Source organism: Lachnospira multipara LB2003, assembly GCF_000702205.1.
Lineage (GTDB): Bacteria > Bacillota > Clostridia > Lachnospirales > Lachnospiraceae > Lachnospira > Lachnospira multipara_A.
Map to the genome: position 1 here is coordinate 74,219 of NZ_JNKW01000005.1, position 25,469 is coordinate 99,687.

Sequence of the window (25,469 nt, forward strand, 5' to 3'; positions counted from 1 at the left end):
ATTATAGCTTTTATTCTGAAGATATACAAGCATATGCAGCAATTCAAATTAGATTTTTAACATAAAAAAGCATAGGTACAATTAAGTACCTATGCCTTTAAACCTATATAGAATTAATTAGAAGATTTTCTTCTTGTAACCAATCTGAACAAGAATGTAAATACAAGACCAATTACTGCAAAGCAAATTGCATACATGAATGCTGTCTTATATTCTCCCGTACTTGCAAAAGTATTACGCATAATCTGAGGACCAAAGTAACCTGCAATAGCAAAACCAATGAACATAATACCATAGTTAACACTGTTGTTCTTTGGACCATACTGATCAGCTGTAAAGCCTGGATAAACTCCCATAAATGAACCATAACTTATGCCAACAACTGATACGCCAACATAGAATAATGCAACAGACTGACTATCTGATGATAAGAATAGACATGCTAAACCAACAATTGATAATACACATGCGATTGAAAGTGCATTAATTCTACCTAATTTATCTGATAAGAAACCTGCAAAAATTCTACCAAATGCATTAAATAAAGCGATTACAGAAACTGCTATAGCAGCAGCTGCAGGTGTCATACCTACCATACTCTGAGCTACTGATGATGCCTGAGAAGTAATCATCATACCTGAAAAAGCACCACATGTAAGTAAGAAAAGCATAACATAAAACTCTGGTGTCTTAATCATACCCTTCCAATCCTTTTGTTCTCTGTTAAAAGCAGCCTTTACAGGTGGATTCCATCCTGCTGGCTTATAATCCTGTGGACACTGCTCAACAAATAATACTGAAATAATAATAAGAACAATAAATGCAACGCCTACTGCCTTGAATGCAAATGGTGCGCTTGTCTTATCTACAATTGCAGTAACAATTGGAGGTAAGATTACTGAACTCATACCATAAACTGCAGTAGTTATACCACCAATAAGACCTCTCTTATCAGGGAAAAACTTAACACAAGTAGATACTGTACTACCATATGCCATACCAAGACCTAAACCACCAATGATACCGTAAGTAACAATTAAGAAACCTACGCTTGTAGCAAATCCTGAAAGGAACATTCCAAGACCCCACATAATACCACCAACTAAAATTACTCTCTTTGGTCCCATATGATCATTAAACCAACCACCAGTAATCATAGTAATAGGTCCAACAGAATTAGCTATTGTATAAACTAAAGCTAAATCACCAGCTGTAACACTAAGTCCAAGTGAATTATTAAAATAACCTGCCATTGCTGAAGAGAATACACTCCAAGCATAAATAGAACCTAATACAAGGTTAATAAAACAACATGCGATCAAAACGACCCATCTTTTCTTATCCATAAAAATCTCCAATTCATTAAATTTACTTTTGTATTTTCTGCTAAAAATTAAATATCAAGAGCGGCATGATAACCCCAATATACAGCATTAGTTATAGTAGAAACCTTAGCTGCATCACCAATTACACGAACGAAAGGAGCTGTGTTTCGTAAAGCCTCAACCATATCTGTACGTGAGCGCTGTCCTAATGCACAAATTACGCTTTCGCCAGGAACTAACACTTCTTCACCCTGTGCATTTTCACATACAACACCTTCTGAAGTTACCTTAACTGCTTTAAATCCTGTATGAACAGTTACATATTTATCAATTTCCTTTAATAATAAAGGACGATGACGTACATTCGCATCTGGAGCTAATTGATCACGCATTTCAATAAGTTCTACATGCTTACCTTCCATACCTAAGTGAATAGCACATTCGCAACCTGCAAGGCCACCACCCATTACAACAACCTTGTCAGTAACTTTGTCTTTTTCCTTATAGTAGTTATTAACTACAACTACATTATCACCATCAAGACCAGGAATTGGTGGAACAAGTGGAGATGAACCAACTGCAATAATTAATGCATCTGCATTTTCTTTTTCTGCATATTCCTTAGTTACTTCTGTATTAAGTCTAATTTCAACACCAGCTTTTCTAGCTAATTTTTCATATGTAGCTGTTAACTGATACATTTCATACTTAAATGGAAGAGCCTGCTCACTCTTAAGAATTCCACCAAGTTCATCTTCCTTCTCACAAAGAATTACTTCATGACCACGTCTTGCTGCTGTATATGCTGCATAAAGTCCACCAGGACCACCACCAGCTACTAATACCTTCTTCTTAACTGGTGCAGGACATACCTCATCACCCTCAATTTCACGTCCAATAAGAGGGTTAACTGTACAACGACGTGTAGATGTAGCTGCACGCTCTGCCATACATGTAAAGCATCTTAAGCAACGAACAATCTCATCATCACGATTCTCTGTAATCTTCTGTGGTAAATATGGATCTGCAAGAAGTGCACGTCCCATATAAACAATATCAGCTTTTCCAGATGCAATAATTTCTTCCATCTGAGCTGGATCATTAAGACCACCAATTGTAGCTACTGGAACCTTAACATGCTTCTTAATTTCTGCTGCAAGGAACACGTTACGTCCATGTTCTTCAAACATAGAAGGATGTGTAATACCAAATGTCTTCTGATATGTACCAGCTGAAACATGAAGAATATCTACATAGTCTTCAAGCTGCTTAGCAATTTCAATTCCTTCTTCAAGACCGTAACCACCTTCACAGAACTCAGAACCAGACATTCTAAATTCAATTGGGAAACGTGGACCTACTGCATTTCTAATAGAAGTAAGAATTTCCTTAGCAAGTCTACATCTATTCTCAAGACTTCCGCCATATTCATCTGTTCTTTGGTTAAATAATGGTGAAAGGAACTGATTTATAAGCCAGCCATGACCACCATGTACCATAATCATTTCAAAACCGGCACGCTTTGCCATAGCAGCAACATCACCATAAGACTTAACGATTTCATCAATCATTTCCTTAGTCATACCCTGAACTTCAACGCCATCAGGTCTAACTGTGTCCATTGGACCCCACTGCTTCATAGTCTTCTGCTTTGTCTTATCTGTCATGTATGTTCCAGCAAACATACCAGAATGAGAAAGCTCTAATGAAGGCATACCACCATGTCTTCTAATTGCATCTGCTGTATAAGTTGCACATGCTAAAGAATTAAGAATTGCTGGATTAAGTCTGTATGCATGACTTCCATCAGATTCATGAACCATACATTCTGAAACAGTAACTGCACCAGCACCGCCCTTAGAACGAAGTTCATAAAAAGCTGTAGACTTAGGACCAATACAGCCATCATTAGTTATATCTGTTCCACCCATTGGAGCTGAGAACATTCTGTTTCTAAAAGTTACACCAGCAACAGTTATGGGACTTGTTAAATGTGGATACTTTCTTTCCATTGATATTACCTCCATATGTGTTAAAAAATTAACATTCATTTGTTATAATTTTAACACTCCTTTTTTTATCAATCTATCAACAAAAAATAAGTAGGTAGAAACAATTTGTTTCTACCTACTTAGATATAATATTATTCTTATTTCTTCTTGATTATCTTTTTTATGAACTCTTTTATTATTGCACTATCTTTATTTTTCTTATTAAATGCTACATAAATAGCCCACGGAATTGCATCCACAATAGGAATTAACTTAATATCTTTGTTAATACTGCCTCCCTTATGAATATTCACATCAATTCCAATACCAAGACCATTTTCTACAAATTCATAAATCATAGCAGCTTCCATGGTCTTAATCTTAATACTAGGATAAAAACCTGCATGCTCACATGACTGTACAAAGTTGTGATATGACTGATATTTTTCATTAAGTATAATAATATTTTTCTCTTTCAAGTCATTTATTTCTAATTTATCCCTATTATAGTAGTCATGTCCCTTAGGAATAACCGCGCATAAGTCCCTACTGTTTATTTCCTGCTCAACATAATCTGAAGCAGCTAAACGACCAATAACTAATGCCACATCCAAATCTCCAGCTATTAGTTTTTGCTTAATATCTGGATTTTGACCCTCCTCCCATATTAGCTCATAATTACTAAATTTATCTTGGAAGAAGTCCATTTTATCCAAAGAAAGAGATCTTGATAATCCACAGGAATATCCAACTCTAAATAGTTCTTTTTCCCTCTTTAATTTGCCTAATTCTTTTTCTAAATCATCAGTATCACGAAGTATCTGCTGCCCTTTTTCATAAAAAATAATGCCAGCTTTTGTTGGAATTAGTCCTGTCTTAGTCCTTTCAAAAAGCTTTATATGCAACTCTAATTCTAATCTGTCTAGTATCTTACCTAAGCCCTGTGGACTAATATACAAAGTTTTAGAGGCCTTATTAATACTTCTTGTTTCATAACATTCTATAAAACTACGAATATCTTTTAGTTGCATAAGTTCTTCCTTTCAATTCACTAATTAAGAGTTAAAGTTGCATTCTCTATTCTGCAATACTTTTCTCCGTTCTCCTCATAAACAGCATATATTCCACATACAGTTACCTCTGCCTTATCCTCTGGATATTCCTTTGGATAAATGTGGCTACCATCGCCCCAGACAAATTCCATTCCTGACGAACAGCATCCAAGGGCATCAGAAATCAAGCAAAATGTATAATATGTATTATTGGACTCATCATATGTAGCATAATACTGTCCTTTCATCTTTACTGTCTTACCTAAATATCTAGCTGGATTTCTCATCATATCATCTACAGTTGCATAGCAAAAAGTCTGACTCATTGTTGTTAGATCGTAATCTATCTTCTCAGACAAATTAGTTGATTTTGCACTATTCATTTCTGTTGATTCATTAACATTGTTTGTGCTCTTACTTGTTTCGATATTACTACCCGTCTTATTTAACTCATTTTCATTTTTCTGACTAACATGATTGCAATTAACAATATTAATCGAGAGTATCATTATGACAATAACTAGTAATAATTTTTTGGCTTTTCTTTTCATAAAAATACAATATCTCCTTTGATGTCAAAAATACTTGAATGTATTATAACATGAAACTAGTTTTTTCCAAAATTTTAAAACTGCGCATTTAATATTAATACTAAGATTATAGTTTCCAAAAATCTTAGTAAAAAAAAGAAGTACTTAACCTTCATCTAATTTCTTAGTTGATAATGGTCAAAGTACCTCTTTTTTTAGCTATATTTAAGGAAATTAAGATATATTATTATGATGCATATTAGAATTATACACCAGAATAAGCAGAGAAACCTGCATCGATAGGGAGTACAACGCCTGTAATTGCGCTAGCTGCCTTATCGTCGCAAAGGAAGAATACACCACCAAGTAATTCTTCGCTATCAACGAAACGTCCCATTGGTGTACCCTTTAAAATCTTCTCAGAACGAGCTGTTGGAGTACCATCTTCATTAAATAAGAGTGCTCTGTTCTGGTTAGATACTAAGAATCCTGGAGCGATTGCATTGCAACGAATTCCTGTACCAGCAAAATGTGTAGCAAGCCACTGAGTGAAGTTACTAATAGCTGCCTTAGCTCCTGAATATGCAGGGATTTTTGTAAGTGGTGTATAAGCATTCATAGACGAAATATTAAGAATGCTACCAGACTTCTTCTCTACCATATCCTTAGCAAAAATCTGAGTAGGGATTAATGTTCCCTGGAAGTTAAGCTTAAATACAAAGTCAACTCCTGAAGCATCGAGATCAAAGAAAGTCTTCTGACCTTCCTTAGCTTCATGCTGATATTCGTTATCTGTTGTTGCTCTTGGATTATTTCCACCAGCACCGTTTACTAAAATGTCACAAGGACCGAAATCCTTTAAGATAGCCTGATGTACTTCTTCTAACATTTCTGGTTCAAGTACATTTGCCTTATAACCCTTAGCAATAAAACCTTCTGCTGTTAATTCTTCAGCAACCTTCTTAACTGCTTCTTCGTTAAGATCAAGTAAAGCTACCTTAGCGCCAGCCTGTGCAAAAGCTCTTGCCATATCACTACATAAAACTCCACCTGCACCTGTTACTACTACAACTTTTCCTGTAAAATCAATGTTTAAAGGTAAATTCATAATTCTAATACTTCCTTTCATAAATGTCTTTTTTATTCAATAACTCCGCCATTAGCTTCAATAAGTCCGTTAATATAAGCTGAGCCAAGAGCTCTATCATATAGGCCATAACCTGGCTTACCTGTTTCACCCCAAATCATACGTCCGTGATCTGGTCTAAAGTATCCATCAAATCCTGTTTCAACTAATGCCTTAACAATAGCATTCATATCAAGACTTCCGTCCTTTGTTAAATGTCCAGATTCTTCAAAAGAAGTATCCTCTAAGATTCTTACATTTCTAAGATGCATAAATCCGATTCTCTTCATTTCTGAATACTTTCTTACCATTGCTGGAATATCATTCTTAGGTGAACATCCAAGAGAACCAGTACAGAAACATAATGTATTAGATGGACTATCTACAATTGAAAGATATCTATCAATATTAGCTTCACAAGTGATTACTCTAGGAAGACCAAAAATTGGATATGGAGGATCATCTGGATGAAGTGCCATAACTACACCACATTCCTCAGCAACAGGAATAACTCTTTCAAGGAAATACTTAATGTTCTCCCAAAGACCTTCCTCACCTAATTCTCCATAAGCTTTAATAAGTTCTCTAACCTGGTCCTGTGTATAGCTTGAATCCCAACCTGGAAGATGAATATCATCCTTTAAAGGATCAAGACCCTTTAACTGATTCCAATACATAACAAGGCTTGTAGAACCATCTTCTGCCTTTTTATCAAGCTGAGTACGTGTCCAGTCAAATACTGGCATAAAGTTATAAGTTACACACTTAACACCGTACTTAGCACATCTTCTAATTGATTCACAATAGTTTTCAATGTGTCTATCTCTTTCCTTAGTACCAAGCTTAATTTCTTCTGTTACAGGAATAGATTCAACAACATCAAATACAAGACCATTTTCCTTGCACTTATCAGCAATATACTTAATGCTTTCTTCTGGCCAAACTTCACCAGGTTTAACATCATATACAGCAGATACAATAGAACGCATACCTGGAATTTGTCTAATAAATTCTAATGTGACAGGATCACTATCACCATACCAACGAAATGAACTCTTCATAGTTTTTCTCCAATCCTTACTTTAAATTATCTATAAATTCTTGTTCCTTTACCTGACCATATTCCTTATAATCAAGCTCGGTTAATTTAGAGATTCCCTTTGTTTTTAACTCTTCCCATGATTCTTTTTCATGGCGAACAAGTATAGGATAAAAATAAACATCATTTGATTTAGCTGCTGCCATATCTCCTGGCGCATCACCAACCATTAAAATGTGATCATTTTCATAGCCTAAACTCTTAAGCTTCTCAATACATAAAGCCTTAGTACCAGAGTCCTGGCAGCATAAGCAATCAACATAGTCTGTTAACTTAAATCGCTGCCATTCCTCCACTACTGCTTCCCTATTGGCACTTGAAACAACTGCAATGTCAGCAACAGTGTGTGCCATCTTTAACCCCTCTAGGACATTATCGAAAGGTTTCTTCAAACTATCATCTAATTCATTAATAGACTTGTTAACTGCATTAGACCAGTTTAAAGCCTTAGAAAAAATAGGACATCCTGTATCCTTAAACATTTTTTCAACAGCTCTATTACTTAATTCTGCTGCAGTTTCAGTCCAACTTAAAAACTCATCAATATACGGTATTTCGCAGTATTTTTTATTAATCTCATCTAATGCCTTAGCAAGCCCAGCGAATCTATTGATACCTCTTGTCATGCTATAAAGATTAATCTCATTCCATCTAACTAGAATTTCATCATTCCACTTAGATAGGTTCCATTCAGCTACCATACATGGTCCAAAGCAATTAAAATGCTTAATATCCATAGTATCCATAGCACAACCATCGCTATCAACGCAGATTAAAAAGTCTTTATTTTTCTTAAATTCACTTAAATTAACCATAGCTATTCCTTTCTAAGAAACTATAATCTTGTATCCCAACGGCCACAGAATACAGTCTCATCTGCTTTACCATTAAATGTATCTAAACCTATCATCTTCTCAATTGCTGCTCTAATATGTTCTCTCTTTGGTGAATAAGCATTAATAAATGTATGAATTTGAGGTAAATCAATTAAATGATTTGTGTAATTTAAACTCATAGCAATTGTAGGTACTTCTTCGTTATACCAAGGAAGCTCACAACTGTGATTTACACTCCAACGAAGTCTTACATTATTTTCCTGTGCATATCCCTTTACGTTTACAACAATAAGTGCTAAATCATGGCTTTCTACAAAGCTCTGTCTTGTCTGATGATTTAACATCTTAATAAAGTTCATTGGTGAAACACCATTTTCAACTTCAAGGTCATGATAGTTAGGACACACATCTACTTCAAAACCAGCTTTTTCTAGCTCCTCTATAACTACATTTTTAACAGGATCTCCTGTATAACCCTTAGTTGTTGGTGTTGAACCTACATAAACTAAGAATAATCTCTTCTTTTTATTGACATCTACTGGAATGTTATTTCTTGTATCCTTAACAAGAGTTATACATTCTTTAGCTGCCTTAATGGCAAATTTATGATGTTCTTCACAACCAATAATAGAAAGGTCCTTAGCTGGAATATTTCTATCTGGGCTATTAAGATGTAAATGAGCCTTAAGGCCTAAGATTCTGTGAAGGGCATCACTTAATCTTTCCTCTGTTAATCTGCCTTCTTCATAAGCCTTCTTAACATAACCAATATCTTCTTTAACATCGTTGGCAAAAAGGAACATATCACAACCTGCAATAATTGCTCCTGGAACTGCCTCTGAACGCTTGCTTGTTGCACTAAGGCCAACCATGTGTGAAGCATCTGTAATTACAACACCATTAAAGCCCATATCCTCTCTTAAAAGGTCTGTTAATAATTCTTTTGAAAGTGTAGCTGGCTTAATATCTTCATCCTTAATACCAGGTACTAACTTTCTAGACATTTCTGGAAGAGCAATATGTCCTACCATAATTGCCTCAAGGCCTTCCTTAATAAGACTTCTATATACATAACCAAAGTTATCTTCCCATTCTTCAACGGACATATTATTAACACCCATAACAAGATGCTGATCTAATTCTTCAACACCATCACCTGGGAAATGCTTAGCTGTACATGCCATATTAGGATTAGCTGCCTTAACACCCTTTATATAAGCTCTAGCATTTTCTAACACCTTTTCTGGATCAGAACCAAAGCTTCTTGTATTAACGATTGTATTTCTCCAGTTCTTATAGATATCAACTACAGGATTAAACATCCAGTTACAGCAAAGTGCTGATGCTTCTTTAGCTGCTACATAACCTAAGTTATATGCATTTTCAGTATTTCCACCTGCACCACATTCTGCTGCGGTAGCTACAAAAGTACCACTTTTACTTACACCGATTCCACCATCATCACAGTTAGCAGCTATAAATAAAGGAGTCTTACTTGTCTTCTGATAAAAAGAGTTCTGATGGTAAACTGTTTCATTATCTCCACCCTGCCAGCGAAGACCACCTTGGTGAGATACTTCTAAGCTTTCCTTTATCTTCTCCTCATCAACTCCTGGAACTGCCTTTAACAATACAAAAAGCTGTCCGATTTTTTCATCAATTGACATTGAATTAATTGTTTCTTCTACCCACTGAATCTGTGAATCATCCAAATTAAATGGACTTTTCTTTAAATCTACCATTTTGTTTCTCCTGTTCTTATTAATACAATCAAAAAATATCTATATTATCATTTGCTTACTTCTAAATGATTACACGCTTATCTTCATCGCTTTTTAAAAATGCCGCATACCAAATGTCTAAAATACTCATAGCAAAAGATAGACCTGTAAAACTAACTAATAAATAAATAACGCCAGTAATATATTTCTTTACCGCAAACTGATGAATCCCAAAAATTCCTCCAAACAAAGCAAGAAGGCAATATTTTTTCTTACTTATTCTAACTGGAAGTCTTTTTTCTTTGTGATCAACAATTAAATTAAGTATCTTCTTCCATATATGTGTTTTTTGCTTAATTTCTAATTCTTTTTTAAGATTACTTAATTCTTGTTCAGCAGCAATAAACTCATTAATATCTACTTTTTCATCTTTAGAAAGTTCCTTATTTAGCATTTTTAAACTCTCCTATTCTATGCGATCTTATTCTGTTCCTTAATTCTTGCAATTTCTTCTTGTATTTCGTTCATCTTATCCTTAGATAATGGATAGAACTTCATTGCAATAATGTTACAGATAAGGCCAAATAAAATTAAGCCATACATACCAACCATACCAATAATAAATAACTTAGTACTATAAGGTGTCTCTGCAGTTGGAAGTGCATGTGTAAAGCCTATAGCTGCGCACATTAAACCAACAATTGTTGAAGCAAGTGATGAAATTAACTTATCTACAAAACTAAATAATGTACCGATCATACCAGGCACATACTTTCCACTTCTATAAACTTCATAATCAGCACAGTCAGCTGTCATTGTAATAACTACATTAGAGCAAACTGTATTAAAGCCGTTATAAAGAAGTGTAAATACTAAGAATAGTACTGTGAATACTGTCCAACCCTTAAATACGCCATCTCCTGGAAGACTAAGAGTTGTTGGATCTCCAAGCACAAAGAGAAGAATTAAAGCTACACAGCTAAATAATGCTCCCCATGAACCAATCTGCATTGATTTTTTCTGACCAAACTTAGCTGAAACTAAACCAGCTATAAATATGATAAAAATCATATTAGGAATAATTGTATAGGCATTTAACACGCCTGAAACTGCTGCGTTGCCACAAACAATACCATAAACAATAAGAGTAATTGTTGCATCACCCTTTGCCTGAACAGCAAGCTTATCTGTTGATGCAGATACAACTAACATCTGAATTGCTCTATTATTCTTAATAATTTCAACATAGTCCTTAAATGAAACTTTTGAAACTCCACCAATACCATAGAATTCTTCTCTATCCTTCTCAATTAAAGAGATTATAACGATTACAGAACATACAACTGAGAAGATTACACAGAATATCCAGTGTTCAGTAAAGAAATCCATGTTAAAGCTAAAGTGATGTTTCTTTAAAAGGTATGTGTATGAATAATATGGCATAGCTGCAAAGAAAATAGCATTACCAAGTCCAATAAATACTGATAATAATGGTCTTTGCTTAGGATCATTAGTCATACAAGTCTGAGCTGATTTTGTAACTACACACTGTAATGTGTAACCAACAATATAGAAAGCATAGAAAACAACAAAAGCTACAAATCTAAACGCCTTAGGAAAATTTGGTACAACAAAAAACATTATTGCACTCATACAAATCATTATTACTTGACCAATAACAACGAAAGGTCTATTTTTACCAAATTTACCGTTTGTCTTATCTACCACAAAACCAATAAATGGATCTGAAACACCGTCCCAGATTCTCATAACTGTTACAAGTGATGATGCTAATACAACACCAACTCCAATCATTCCTGTCAAATAATAGGAAATGAAAGTCATTAACCATAAATACATATTTGTTGCTACATTATTGAGGGAAAACCCAAATAATTGCCATAATTTAGCTTTATGAATTCCCTGTTCATCTTTTCCCATAATACATTTTCTCCTTCAAATTTAAGTGATTTTTCTTGTATTGTCAGTATAAATGCTAATCCCTTTTTCTTCTCGTACAATATTACTTTATTCTAGCACATATTTAATATTACTATTTATTAGCATTAATTTTATGCTAAAATATATACATATTATGCTAGTATATTGTATACAATTGTTACAGTTTTAACATTGGTTTGAATTGGGAGGTTATATGAACGTTGACTTAATCGATAATTATAAAGATATTCTTGATAATCAGGGAATACAATTTTTACTTATTCCTAAGACCCTTAATAATTTAAGTTTAATAGACTACAAATTCCGTGAAACCACATATAAAGACTTTGATTACAAGGATATCCTAAACAAAGTAAAAAAAGAATGTAACGATTCTCCTGTGCTATTCTATAAAGATGATTTAAATCTAAATTACTGCTTTTTTGAATTACCTTTAATTTTACAAAATGAATATAAAGCTAGATACGTCTTTCTTGGGCCTGTAATTTACAGATTTGTTACTCAAAAAGACCTAGACTCCGTTATAAAAAGACACAATTTCCCACTGGCCCTATCAAGAGATCTCCTAGAGTTTTACAATAGAGTACCATCTCTACCAACACATGATTTTTGGATTTCTCTTCTTATGCCACTACTAAAAGCGCTTTTTGGAACAGATAACAACTACCATTACGTAGATTTAGAGACTCAATTTAACCAAGAAGATAGCGATAATACATATGAATTAGAAGAAGTTAATGATAACACATCATTTCAAGCTGTTTTTGATAGATATAAAGCTGAAGAAGCAATGTTAGAAGCCGTTACAATGGGGGATTCTAAGGATGCCATTGAAAAATTCCATAAATTCAGACAATTTAATATAGCTCCAAGAACCCCTGATAACTTAAGAAATGTCAAAAACTTTTTGATTATTTTTAATACTAATTTACGACAGGCTGTAGCTAAGGCTAAGATTCATCCATATTATATAGATGGCTTATCAAGAGAATTTGCTGTAAGAATTGAAACAACAAATAACATATCTCAATTAGAAAGTTTAAGTATAACTATGATTAGAAAATACTGTATGTTGGTTCATAACTACACAACTAAGGATTATTCTCCTGTAATAAAATCATGTATTGAAAAAATAAGATTTGAATATAACGAGAACATAACCCTAGATTCCCTAGCAAGTTATGTAGCTGTTACTCCTAATTATCTATCACTACAATTTCATAAAGAAACAGGGCAAACCATAACAAACTATATCCAAAATGAACGTTTGGAACATGCAATTTTACTACTAAATTCCACCAACGATTCCATTCAGGAAATAGCTGCCTTATGCGGTTTCCCTGATCCAAATTACTTTACACGAGTTTTTAAGAAGAAAAAAGGAATTACACCAAAAGAATATCGTAAAAATATTAATTGATAGCTAATTTTTCATAAAACAATCATATCTAATTGAAGTGCCCTTATAAGAGAATTCAGGTTTTCTATTACCTAAAATTTCTGCTTTCATAGGGCGCTTTATTATTATCTTCTTAGGGTTAAGACTTAGTGCTGCGCTTACCATTTCATCTCCATTAAAACAAGGTCTTTCTAACTTCTGTAAAAGCTGAAATTTTTTCTTAATCTTTGAGGACTTCTGTCTTTCAGGAAACATAGGGTCAAGATAAATTAAATCAGGCATATTAGAAACCACCTTATTCTCACTAAGCAAGCAATCTCTCATATCTAGCATAGCTTTAATACTATCTCCTTCAACAAGCTTCATTCTCATTACCATATCTTTAATTTCAGGAATCTTTCTAGCCCTAATTAAAGCATCCTTTAAAAGAGCAGCAATTACAGGATCTTGCTCATAAAGTGTAACTTCAAAACCAGCTGCAGCTAAGATTAACGAATCCTCTCCAAGGCCTGCTGTTGCATCCATAGCTCTTAATTTGCCCTCTTCGTCCTTTAATTTAGCTGCTCTTGCAATAAGTTCATGTTGCCACATATCAGCTTTAACTCTTGGCACCATACTTGTAAAATCACCCTGTAATTTAAGTTTTCCACCAACTAATGATAATCCGTCATTATCATACACAAGAGCTAAATCCTTATCCCCAATTTCACTTAAATCCTTCACCTGTCTAACATTTAAATGATTAGCAAGCATCTCACCATCTTGCTTATATCTTTTGTGATTTACACAAACAACTAATTCTACAACTTCTTTGTCATTATTATTTTTACTCATACTATCTAATTCCTTTGCTTATAAACTAGTGATTATTTTACAATAAAAAAGTTGCTTTGCGCAAATCGCAAAGCAACTCATATTTAAATTAATATTAATCTTAATCTTAGAAATCAACTTCTGTATCATAGTAGCAGCACTTAAGAAGCTTTTCCATTTCTTCTTGACTTGGCTGTCTTGGATTTGAGCCTGTACAAGCATCAAGAATAGCATTAGCTGCAATATCTGGTAATTTCTTAAGGAATTCTTCTTCAGGAACAATAGTCTCACCTGGAAGACCACCCTCACCATAATTATTAATACTATGTGGAATATTAAGATCATCGTTCATCTGACGAAGATACTTAATTAAATTATCTATCTTCTCTGTTTCAGTATTACCACCAAGATTGATGAAATCAGCAATCTTAGCATATCTCTTAGCAGCAACTGGATCCTTAGAGTTAAACTTAATAACCTTAGGTAAATACATAGCATTAGCAGCACCATGAATGATATGTCCCTTTTCAAAAGCAGCTCCCGTCTTGTGTGCCATTGAATGAACAATACCAAGTAATGCGTTAGAGAATGCCATACCTGCTAAACACTGTGCATTATGCATAGATGAACGACATGTCATATCGCCATTATATGACTTTACTAAGTTCTCCTTAATCATCTCAATTGCATGAAGTGCTAATGGATCTGTATAATCACAATTAGCTGTTGATACATATGCTTCAATTGCATGTGTCATAGCATCCATACCAGTGTGAGCTACTAATTTAACTGGCATTGTCTCAGCTAAATCTGGATCTACAATTGCAATATCTGGTGTAATTTCAAAATCAGCTATAGGATATTTAATACCCTTAGAATAATCTGTAATAATAGAGAATGCTGTAACTTCTGTAGCTGTACCTGATGTTGATGGAATAGCTACAAAGTGAGCTTTCTTTCTAAGCTTAGGTAAACCAAATACCTTACACATATCTTCAAATGTAACTTCTGGATATTCATACTTAATCCACATTGCCTTAGCAGCATCAATTGGAGAGCCACCACCCATAGCTACAATCCAATCTGGCTCGAATTCCATCATTACTTCAGCACCCTTCATAACTGTCTCAACAGAAGGATCTGATTCAATACCCTCTATAAGCTTAACTTCCATACCAGCTTCTTCCAAATATCCCTTAGCTCGGTCTAGAAATCCCCCTCTTTTCATCGATCCGCCACCAACGCAGATAACTGCCTTTTTTCCTTCTAAGGTCTTAAGCATCTCAAGTGATCCTTTACCATGATATAAATCTCTTGGTAAGCAAAAACGTGCCATATCAAAAACCTCCAATACATTACATATTTTTAGTTGTTAATTACTTAACAACTAAAAATATTATACCATGAGTGATAATTTTTCTCAATATCTTTGACACAATTTTATCAGTTTTATTTTCATTATTTACCATGTATACAATGTGTATATGTAAATATTCATACAAAAGTATTTGTTTACAATAAAAAAGGTCTAACAAAGCCCTTTACTCTTAAGTAAAAGATCTGTTAGACCCTAATATTATTAATTATCCAAGCTAAAATTCTTGAATTTTAATTATCTATTAACTACTTCTTTAACTGTCTTAGCAACATTCTCTGCTGTAAATCCAAAATGTTCGAAAAGTGTCTTAGCTGGACCTGAAGCACCAAAGCCCTTCATAGAAACAACTTCACCATCAAGACCAACATACTTATACCAACCAAAATCAGATAAAGCTTCAACTGCTACTCTCTTACGAACAGCCTTTGGAAGTACTGATTCCTTGTATTCTGCTGACTGAGCCTCAAATACATCCATAGATGGCATACTAACAACTCTAACATCAATACCTTCTGCTGCAAGACTTGCCTTAGCTTCTACAGCAAGTGAAACTTCTGAACCTGAAGCAATAATAATTGCATCTGGAGTTTCCTTAGTTGAATCCTCTAATACATATCCACCCTTAAGAGCTTCCTTGCTTGAACCTGCAAGCTGTGGAAGATTCTGTCTTGTAAGAACAAGAGCTGTAGGTTCATTAGTTGAGCTAACAGCATGCATCCAAGCTGCAGCAGTTTCTGTTCTATCAGCAGGTCTGAATACTGAAATGCCTGGCATAGAACGGAAAGCAGCTAACTGCTCAATTGGCTCATGTGTAGGACCATCTTCACCAACACCGATTGAATCATGTGTGAATACAAATGTAAGTGGTAACTTCATAAGTGCTGTAAGTCTAGCCATTGGCTTTACATAATCACTGAATACGAAGAATGTAGCAACAAATGCCTTAAGACCACCATGAAGTGCTAAACCATTACCAATTGCTGCCATTGCCTGCTCACGAACACCAAAGTGAAGGTTAGAACCAGCATAATTATCCTTAGAAAAATCGCCAGCACCCTTCATATTAGTCTTATTAGATGGAGCTAAATCAGCTGAACCACCGATTAAGTTAGGCATCTTAGTCTTAATAAGGTTAAGGATTGAACCAGATGTAGCACGAGTAGCTTCAGCCTTATCTCCCTTAGCCCAATATTCTTCTGAATCAAATAATTCTGAAAGATCAGCACCACTAAAGTACTTATCCCAAAGTTCCTTCATTTCAGGATACTTTGCGCAATATTCTGCAAATAACTTATTCCAATCATCTTCAGCCTTAGCCTTTGCTTCACCAATCTTCTTATAGTTAGCATAAACTTCTTCTGGTACAAAGAAATCTTCCTTAGAAGGCCAGTTAATGTTCTCCTTAAGTGCTGCAACATTATCAACACCAAGAGGTTCACCGTGAGCGCTTGCCTTACCCTGCTTTGCTGGACAACCCTGACCAATAAGTGTATTAACCTTAATAATTGTAGGTCTTGTTGTATCAGCCTTAGCTTCTTCAATAGCCTTACCAATAGCCTTAAGATCTGTACCATCTTCTACTTCTAATGTCTGGAATCCAAAAGCCTTAAATCTAGTTAAAACATCTTCTGTAAAGGCAATATCTGTGCTACCTTCAATTGAGATGTTATTAGAATCATAAAATACGATTAACTTAGATAGACCAAGTGTACCTGCAAGTGAGAAACATTCTGATGAAATACCTTCCATCATACAACCATCTCCACCAAGTACATATGTGTAATGATCTACTACCTTGTAATCATCCTTATTAAAAACCGAAGCTAAGTGAGCTTCTGCCATTGCCATACCAACAGCCATTGCCATACCCTGACCTAAAGGTCCTGTTGTAGCTTCAACACCAACAGTGTGACCATATTCAGGATGACCTGCTGTAAGTGAGCCAAACTGACGGAAGTTCTTTATATCATCAAGTGAGAGATTTCCAATTCCGAATAGATGTAATAATGAATATAAAAGCATAGATCCGTGTCCACCTGAGAGGATAAATCTATCTCTATCTACCCAATCTGGATTGCTTGGGTTAAATTTCATATGGTTAGCCCATAATTCATATGCCATTGGAGCAGCTCCAAGTGGTAAACCAGGATGACCTGAATTAGCCTTCTGAATGGCATCTGCTGATAAAACTCTTATTGCGTTTACTGACATCTCATCAATATTAGTCATTGTTATAATCTCCTATATATCTCTATTAAAATAATGTAATCGTTGCCACTATAAAAAGTGACCTTGGCAAGCATACCATGTAAAACAAAATATTGCAAGGAAACCGACGGCTTCCTTGCAATTATTTTTATGTTTTTTATACTTTTAGTAATGTACCTTTGCTGCCTTTTAAAAAAGAAGAACTATCAATCTTTAAAATCTGACTCTGTAAGGTAAATCATATTACCATCTGTAGATTTCTTTTTCTTAAGTGCTCCAAAGAATTTTCTAGAAGCTCTTCTTTCTGAATTAAGAATTGCGTTGTTAATAATTTCCTTAATATCATCAAGTTTAATATTATCATTAACATTCTTAAGCTTATCGATCTTTAAATATAATTCAAGTAATGCGTCATCATGAACTTCATACTGTCTCTTCTTAGCAAATCTCTTAGCCATTTCAACAAGTTCATTAACATTATACTGCTTAAGAACAATTCTATGATTAAATGTATTAGTAAGTTCTGGATTGAAATTAACTAAAACATTCATCTCTGCGTCTGAATCCTCAAGGATTACAATCATTCTGCCTGTATCCTGTTCTAGGCAATTAAGAATTTCATTAATTCTCTTTGGCTGAATTGTACCAGCGCCTTCAATAATAAGCACTGTACCTCTAAGCTTAGCCATTGCCTTAGTAATACCTCTGGCATTAATGCTATCGCCTGTTGTCTTCGCAATTTTTTTAGGAGCATCTGGATATAAATGATTAATTGCTCTTACAATTGCTCTTGCTAAATCAAGCTTATCAGCACTTGTGTTACCAGAAAGAAGAATATTACCTTTAACAGAATTAGTCATATTCATCTCGCCCTGTAAGCCCTCAAAGAAATCTACTAACTGCTCCTCAAGACCTGGCATATCTTTATATTTTCTAAAGATCTTAGCTAGTTCAGGATCAAGCTTTCTGCCGCCATCCTCTTCTTCTAAATCCATTTCGTCAATAGACTTCTTCATCTCTTCGATAATATCAGTTCTTTCTTCAACTTCATTTGTTGATTCCTCTACTGACTCTTTAACCAAATCTTCTTTAACTTCATCAGTAATTTCTTCTGTCTGTAAAACCTTTACACTTTCCTTTTGAATATCTTCTCCCATTTTATTCTCTACCCCGTCTTTTTCCTTATCAGCAAATTTCTCCTCTTTTACTGATTCAATCCAATCCATAAGACTTAACTGACCCTCTATCTGATCATCTAAGCCTGTTGTTTCCTCTTCACTATTAGTCTTAGACTCTAACTGAACTTCTTCCGGTTCTAACTCCCCAGTCTTCATAAAGCTAACATCTGCTGTTTCGCTTTGTGCCGGACTAAATTCCTTATCTTCTTCGTTAATATATCCACTAATGTTCTTAGCGATTTCAGTCTGAAGATTCTGAGTATTATTGATATCATATTCAGGAACTACTGTATCAAAGTTCTTTACATTCTCTTCAATACGAGCTTGTGTTTCTTTACGTTCTTCTTCTTCGTCTTCTTTATTAATCTGATCAATATTATTTTCTATCTGCTTTTTAGCATTTTCAATGAGCTCTTTTAATGATAAATTAGCCTTATCTATACTACTTTCCATTGAACTTGCTCCCTGTATGCTAGGAGTAACATCAAGTTCTGGCTTTGTTACAACTGGACTTTCTTTATCATCTCTTCTAACTTTCTGTTCTTTAACTTCAGTTTCGTTATTCTCTTGCTTGTCCTTTTCAAGGGCTCTCATAACGAATTCTTTAATTTCTTCACTATCGTTAGTTTCTATAATATCTGTATTAGGACCATCTTTACCAGGTGCGCTAATTGTAGGAACATCATCAACCTTCTTACTAACAGGCTCTTTATGAAGAGCTGTGATTTCTTCAAGCTTCTTTGAAGCCTCGATTGATGCCTTCTCATCTTCTTCCTTCTTAATAATGTCTGAAACAGCTTTATCAAAAACTGCTTCCTTCTCATCATTATCAAGAACTTCTCCTACTTCATCTTTCTTAATCTTAACTAATTCTTTAGTTTCTTCGAATTGTTTTTCAAGATTAATATCAGATTTCTTTGCCATGGCATTATCAAAAATCTTCTTCTGAGTATTAGTAAGTTCTGCACCTAATTCGTTCTTTAGGGAAACAGCCATTTCTACATAATCGCCATCTTGGAACCATAAAACAATATTATCGCAAGTCTTAATACACTCATCTTTTCTATCTGTCTTAAAGTAGAGCTTAGCAAGCTCATACATATATTTCTCATCAATTTCATGTTCTTTATATTCTTCAAGAATCTCTACTAATTCATTATCACTAGCATTCTCCGCATGTCTTAACTCATATAAAAGAACATATTTATCAACATCTCTATGAGCAACATGAGCGTATTCCTCATATAACTCATCAGCCTCCTCATAATCACCGATCTTAATGTTTAATTCTACTAATTTGTAGATTAACTTCTTTCCACCAAGATTTCTGTTATATGCAAGAATCGCCATGTCTCTTGCTTCATCATAATCTTCAATTGCTTCAAATACATTAATTGCTGTTGCAAGAGCCTGCCAATCTTTACACTTAAGCCAATTAAGATCCTTGGCTATTCTTGCTGCCTCTTCGTATTCTTTCTTAGCTGCAAGTTTTCTTACTTGCTCCATTTTTATATTAAATTCATATTTATCCATAATTACAAACAATCCAACCTTTCACCCATAGTACATAATGTTACTAAACATTTACAGGTTTGTTACATTTTTGCACACGTGTAAATTTTAGCACAGAACAGAAAGCTTGTAAACCAATACACAACCTTCTATACTGTGCCATTTGTTAAATCTTTGTGTTTTCTATACATTTGTCTATGTTAAAAAATCAAAGCTAGCCTGCTCATATTCCATTCTTGTATATTCAAGTTCAGACTCTTTTGTGTTGCTATAATAATCGACTACAACGGTCTGCTGTTTATTATCTACAAGCTTCTGACCTAATATATAATTAACATCAAAACGTCCGATAATTGCTGGTGTAGCACCTCTTGCTGGTACAATTAACTGTACATGATTAGTAGCAAGAAGTTTAAAAATTGGCTCCCAGATATAAATATCCTTTGCAGCACCAAATGGATTATCAATAAAAATTGTTTTTCCAGTTACGCCATCACTTGAATACTCATTCATATTAGAAATGTAATTAATTATTGCAATAAGGAACTGAATATAAATACCCTGTGACTGACCTGTTGAACCAACAGCCTCCTCATATTTAAGGTATCTTGATTGATCCTTAATTCGCTCTCTCTTATATAGATTAACTCTAACGGCATTCATATCCGTAACTATAACTGAGAATAATCTCTTCCAACTTAATCTATTACGGATATATTTTAATCTCTCAGATAAATCCTTGAAACTTTCTGCCATTACAACGGTTTCATCAATATAATTAGACATTCTATCCTTATATAGCTCTTCCTTAACATATGGAATTGCAAGACTTATAATGCTAATTTGCTCACCATCTAAATTAATATTTGATAATTTTGGCAATCTATCAAGTTCAGTCTTTATATTGGCACATGTCTGAATACATCTGTTTTCAAAGTTATCCTTAATTCTTTCCATATCTTCGATGCCTTTGCGAATTCTATCCTTTTCAAGTTCAATTAACTGGTTAGTTTCGCTAAGAGCAGCTATCATAGTCTCTGCTTTTTCAAAACTATCAGGAGTATTAATAGATATCTTTATCTCTTCTGATAATTCCCTTGCATCAAAACCATTTAATAGGTCAATTAAGTTCTGCTTATTTTTAACAAATTCTTCTTTTTTCTTATATTCAAGCTTTCCTATTGCCTGGTATTCCTTAATTACATCTTCGTAATCATCTAGGTTAATGCTTAAGTTTGAACCTAGATTTGAATCTACTGTTTCTGGTAATTCCATACCTGCATCTGCAACAATTCTTCTTAAGTCTCTTTCAATTACAGCTATTTCCTTTAGCTTTGATTCTGAATCCTTAATAGCTTTTTCCTGATTCTTAACATCCTTTTTAAGCTTTTCTATTAATTCTTTATGCTGCTTTATAAAAGCCTCAGGATCATTACAATCAAAAGCCTTATATTCACCATACTTCTCTTCGATCTGATTAATTCCATAACAAATTGAACCATCTAATCTATTATATAAAGCTTCCTTAGAATCAAGTTCAGCCATATTTTTCTTATGGTTCTTTTTAAGAGTTTCAAGCTCTTTTTTGTAATCCATAAGCTTGTTAGTTGCTAAATTAAATTGCTTTTCCTTAGAATATAGATTTTGCATTTCCTCAAGCTTAAAGCCTCTATATTCAATCTGATTAACGCACTTAGCTATTGAAGAGTTAAGATGTTGAATTAGGTTTTCCTTATCCTTAACATCTGCACTCTTTGAATTAAGAGCTGTTCTTAAGCCGCTAAATCTGCTCTCAAGTCCACTCTCATCATTCTCATAAATAGCATATATTTCTGTGCATTCAATGCTTGGATCATAATACTGCTTATACTCTTCTTCCCAATTAGCCTTTAAATTAACAATCTTCTTATCATATGAATAATTAATCTCTCTTTGGCTATTTAACTGCTCTGAAAGCTTAGATAAATTATTCTCATAGTCTGTAACCTTTACCTTAGCTGCAGCAATTTTTCCCTCAAGAGAAGCTACTTCATTATATACATCAGAAATTTGAGCATTAAAGCTAATAATTGTCTTTAGCTTTTGTACTCTTTGTCCTATTTTTTCAACTTCTGTTTCAAGAGTTTCCTTATCTTTTTCTGATTCTCTAACTCTTTCATCTAGTTGATGTCTTTTTTCTTCATAAGACATTATTTCTTCTTCGTAATGACTAACTTTTCCCTCAATCTCATTAATAGACTGACTTTGATTATTCTTATTCTTTAAGACTTGATAAGAAAAAACGAAGGTATAATCATTCCAAATTAGGTCTTTTCTATCCTCTAATGTCTTCTTTTTATATCTAATTTCTGAAAGTTCATCATTAGCAAGTTTCAATTCTCTATCAATATCAGCCTGATCTCGTAAGAAATTCATATCCTTTAAGGCAAAAACTACCAATTCCTTATTAACCTCTAGCTTTGTATCAATTAATATTTGCTCACTAATTACAGGAAAAATTACAGCACCTCTACCAAAATTAGTTAAGGTCTGATCATTTTTAATTCTTTCAAAATCGTTTTTTATAATGAAGCCATATTCAACAAAAGGTGTTCTCTTTAATACATCTCTTCGTTGTCCGACTGGTAGGGCATCAAACCACTCATGGCCTTCAACCACATCATCTCCATACTGTGAAACCAGATAATTTTTTAATCTTTCTCTTTCTTTATTATCACATGTATAAGTTCTTTTATTTACATTGTCTATAAACTTAACAAGAGCCTTTTCTTCCCTTATAGCATCTTCGTAATCTCTATAAACACTTCTATATGTGTCCAATATCTGATCACATAAGCCTGCATTTAATTCCTTGCCATAAATGCTAATAATATTCTCTAATTTCTCATTACTACTAGCATCCTTTTCCTTATCTGTCGCACTGTCTGTTAATTGAACTTTTAAGACATCAATTAAAGCTTTATTTGTGTTAATCTGTTCAGTTAGCTTATTTAATTCCTGTAAATCCTTTTTGTAAGAATCAGACACTGTAATGAGTTTTGCTTTATAGTCTGATAAATTCTTAGTATCATTCTTAAGCATTTCCTCTGCATTTTCAGGAACTAGAAGGCCAACTTCATCCATCATTGATTTTAGTCGTTTATTAGCTCCTTCTATACCATTCTTATTATGTTCTATAAGACTTTGTAATCCTGCAAGTTCCTTATCTGCCTCTCTTAGGTCTTTCTTTGCAACCTCATATTTAGCATTAACATTTTTCTCATCATTATCAGATAACTTCTTCTTACTAAGTAAATCATCTAATTTGCGATTATAAATCTTATAATATGCTCCTGCTAACTCCTTTAATTCCTTTAGAATGTCATCATCATCCCTTAATCTTCCATCAAGAGATGTCTTAACAGAAAGAAGATTATCATTATAATCTAAATAATCCTTATAATCTTGTAACGCCTCATAAAGATTAAGTTTTTTCTCTAAATCATCAATTTTTTCTTGTTCATTAGAAACAATATCCTTAGATTCCTTTACAAGTTTTTCTAATGCATCTAGTGAACGTTTCTCAGACATTACTTCTGCTATAGCAATGTTCTTATTCTCATAATCTAGGGATTCCTTTATTCTATCTAGGGCATGTCCTTTTTGTTCAACTTCAAGTTGCTTATTTCCATGCTCATAAATTGAGCAAAGTCCTAGATTATATAAATCCTTGGAAGTCTTATTTTTTCTATCGTAAAAATCTTTATATGTCTCTAGGTATTCCCTAAATCCGTCTATAGCTGCGACTTGGCTATCATAAGCGCTAAGACGTGCATGTTTTTTAGATAACTCCACTAACTTATCCTTGATATCAAGTAAAGTCTCTGCCATCTTTTCTTCGTCATTATCTACAGATAGTCTGTTATTAAAGGATTTCTGAATTATTTCTTCAATTAATAAGTCCTCAATTACTTTTCTACTTGTCTTATAATTAGTTTCAAAGTATGTTCTTACATGACCTTCTGTCTTATTTATTCCGCGAACAATTTCCCACGCACTTTCATAAATACCATATTTAGTAATAAAACTCTGATATTCACCCTTCTTGTCAAAAATATAAACTTCGTACTTAAAGTCCGTTTTATTCAATTCACGAAGATAGTTTTTAAGTCCATTATAAGTGATTTTTTCTCCATTGCTTGAAAGTGGCAAGTTCTTAATATCATTGTCGCCAAACTCTCTATAAAAAAGACAATAATTAAAGTACTCGATTGAAGCACTGCTACTTGACTGGGCTAGACTATCATCTTGGTCATCGTCCCCTTGCTTACCCTTTCTTGCACAAAAACCTGTAGTCATATACGTAAAACCATCTTTTACGTAACACTTATCAAGCTTCCATTCCACAAGAGAATGAATACAGGTATTTCCTCCTCCCTGTCTAAAAAGCTTCTCTATAGGCTGCTTTTCATCAAGAGTACAATTTGGAATCATATTCTGTAATAGTAAAAGCATAAGCAAACTTTTACCACCACCATTAGCCAAATCATATATAGTGTTTTTGCAATTAAAGCGCATAACAAAATCATCATAAACTTGAGTTGCAAAATTATATTTTACGTTATTAACACGAATTCTATTAATTTGCGGCATTTTCTACTCCCCCGTTCATAATCTCAGAAAATCTTCCTCTATATTCATCAAAATAATTTTCAATTAAGCTCTTAAATCTATCTGTTGGATAAAATCTATCCTGACTTTCCACTAATAATTCTTGACTTACAAGGAAATTAAGTACAATTTTTACAAAACCTGCTTTAGAATTTCTTGCAGCTCTAAGACCTGACTGTTCCTCATAAGTTGCTGCAGGAAGTTCATCCCAGCTAAGGGCAATCTGCTTAAAGGAATTCTCTTCAACCTCATCAAGTACAAGTCCTTTACTTTTATCTACTATTGATGAGCTTGTTTTTTCCACATTATTTATTACATCTTCAACCCTTATAAACTCCGCATATGTAGAGCTAATGGTGTCTGTATAAAAAAGCATAATAACATTGTAGATTACAAAATATGATAGATATAATTCCTTATTAACCCTAAGTCCCATCTTATTTCTAAGTTCTTCGTTAGTATATCCAAAGACCTTATTACTCTCTTTAGGACCCACAAATAATGCATTATTATATTCATAAATATTTAAATTGAATTTCTTCAAAGACATATGAACAATGTCATATACCTCAGCATTAGTATTGTATTCCTGATAAAGTCCAGAATTATCGCCTTTTTCAGCCACCGATTCTCCATTAACAAGTTTAGATACAATATCTAACGCCTTATCTAAATTTCGATTTTCCATA

Annotated in this window: 17 protein-coding genes; 1 reads left to right on the forward strand and 16 read right to left on the reverse strand. The window is 33.8% G+C overall.

Features of this window, described 5'->3' with window-relative positions; all coding sequences use genetic code 11:
- Positions 1 to 113: 113 nt before the first annotated feature.
- The 10 genes from T537_RS0104295 to T537_RS0104340 form a co-directional block, all read right to left on the reverse strand.
- Complete coding sequence (locus T537_RS0104295) at positions 114 to 1,346, reverse strand: L-lactate MFS transporter (protein ID WP_031556508.1); 1,233 nt, start codon at positions 1,344 to 1,346, stop codon at positions 114 to 116.
- Between the two features lie 47 nt (positions 1,347 to 1,393).
- On the reverse strand, positions 1,394 to 3,337 hold the full coding sequence (locus tag T537_RS0104300) for an oxidoreductase (RefSeq protein ID WP_031556509.1): 1,944 nt from the start codon (positions 3,335 to 3,337) through the stop codon (positions 1,394 to 1,396).
- A gap of 137 nt (positions 3,338 to 3,474) precedes the next feature.
- A complete protein-coding gene (locus tag T537_RS0104305) occupies positions 3,475 to 4,347 on the reverse strand; it encodes a LysR family transcriptional regulator (protein WP_031556510.1) in 873 nt (290 codons plus the stop codon).
- A gap of 20 nt (positions 4,348 to 4,367) precedes the next feature.
- On the reverse strand, positions 4,368 to 4,919 hold the full coding sequence (locus T537_RS0104310; protein ID WP_031556511.1) for a hypothetical protein: 552 nt from the start codon (positions 4,917 to 4,919) through the stop codon (positions 4,368 to 4,370).
- A gap of 244 nt (positions 4,920 to 5,163) precedes the next feature.
- Positions 5,164 to 6,006, reverse strand: a complete 843-nt coding sequence (locus T537_RS0104315) for an SDR family oxidoreductase (protein ID WP_031556512.1) — start codon at positions 6,004 to 6,006, stop codon at positions 5,164 to 5,166.
- A gap of 32 nt (positions 6,007 to 6,038) precedes the next feature.
- Positions 6,039 to 7,085 carry a mannonate dehydratase gene (uxuA, locus tag T537_RS0104320; protein WP_027437957.1) on the reverse strand — a complete coding sequence of 349 codons (1,047 nt, stop codon included), beginning with the start codon at positions 7,083 to 7,085 and terminating at the stop codon, positions 6,039 to 6,041.
- A gap of 16 nt (positions 7,086 to 7,101) precedes the next feature.
- Entirely contained in the window at positions 7,102 to 7,938 is an 837-nt protein-coding gene (locus T537_RS0104325; RefSeq protein WP_027437956.1) for an HAD family hydrolase, read from the reverse strand.
- A gap of 20 nt (positions 7,939 to 7,958) precedes the next feature.
- Positions 7,959 to 9,701, reverse strand: a complete 1,743-nt coding sequence (locus T537_RS0104330) for a glycoside hydrolase family 3 protein (RefSeq protein WP_031556513.1) — start codon at positions 9,699 to 9,701, stop codon at positions 7,959 to 7,961.
- A gap of 61 nt (positions 9,702 to 9,762) precedes the next feature.
- Positions 9,763 to 10,134, reverse strand: a complete 372-nt coding sequence (locus tag T537_RS0104335; RefSeq protein WP_031556514.1) for a TM2 domain-containing protein — start codon at positions 10,132 to 10,134, stop codon at positions 9,763 to 9,765.
- 17 nt (positions 10,135 to 10,151) lie between these two features.
- A complete protein-coding gene (locus T537_RS0104340; RefSeq protein ID WP_031556515.1) occupies positions 10,152 to 11,621 on the reverse strand; it encodes an MFS transporter in 1,470 nt (489 codons plus the stop codon).
- A 214-nt stretch (positions 11,622 to 11,835) separates the two neighbouring features.
- Here T537_RS0104340 and T537_RS0104345 point away from each other — a divergent pair, with 214 nt between their 5' ends.
- Positions 11,836 to 13,062: an AraC family transcriptional regulator gene (locus T537_RS0104345; protein WP_031556516.1), complete on the forward strand. Its 1,227-nt coding sequence runs from the start codon at positions 11,836 to 11,838 to the stop codon at positions 13,060 to 13,062.
- Between the two features lie 3 nt (positions 13,063 to 13,065).
- On the opposite strand, the gene T537_RS0104350 is transcribed toward T537_RS0104345, so the two are convergent.
- The 6 genes from T537_RS0104350 to T537_RS0104375 all read right to left on the reverse strand — a co-directional run bounded on the left by T537_RS0104350 (position 13,066) and on the right by T537_RS0104375 (position 25,468).
- A complete protein-coding gene (locus T537_RS0104350; protein ID WP_051637159.1) occupies positions 13,066 to 13,875 on the reverse strand; it encodes a class I SAM-dependent methyltransferase in 810 nt (269 codons plus the stop codon).
- A 106-nt stretch (positions 13,876 to 13,981) separates the two neighbouring features.
- A complete protein-coding gene (locus T537_RS0104355; RefSeq protein ID WP_027437951.1) occupies positions 13,982 to 15,190 on the reverse strand; it encodes an iron-containing alcohol dehydrogenase in 1,209 nt (402 codons plus the stop codon).
- A 276-nt stretch (positions 15,191 to 15,466) separates the two neighbouring features.
- Positions 15,467 to 17,461: a transketolase gene (gene tkt / locus T537_RS0104360; protein ID WP_027437950.1), complete on the reverse strand. Its 1,995-nt coding sequence runs from the start codon at positions 17,459 to 17,461 to the stop codon at positions 15,467 to 15,469.
- A 185-nt stretch (positions 17,462 to 17,646) separates the two neighbouring features.
- Positions 17,647 to 20,151 carry a hypothetical protein gene (locus T537_RS0104365; protein WP_027437949.1) on the reverse strand — a complete coding sequence of 835 codons (2,505 nt, stop codon included), beginning with the start codon at positions 20,149 to 20,151 and terminating at the stop codon, positions 17,647 to 17,649.
- Positions 20,152 to 20,325: 174 nt separating this feature from the next.
- Positions 20,326 to 24,762, reverse strand: coding sequence for a coiled-coil domain-containing protein (locus T537_RS0104370; RefSeq protein WP_031556519.1), 4,437 nt, complete (start codon positions 24,760 to 24,762; stop codon positions 20,326 to 20,328).
- On the reverse strand, positions 24,749 to 25,468 hold the full coding sequence (locus tag T537_RS0104375; protein ID WP_027437947.1) for a DUF6063 family protein: 720 nt from the start codon (positions 25,466 to 25,468) through the stop codon (positions 24,749 to 24,751). Before T537_RS0104375 ends, T537_RS0104370 begins: the two co-directional genes overlap by 14 nt.
- Position 25,469 lies beyond the last annotated feature (1 nt).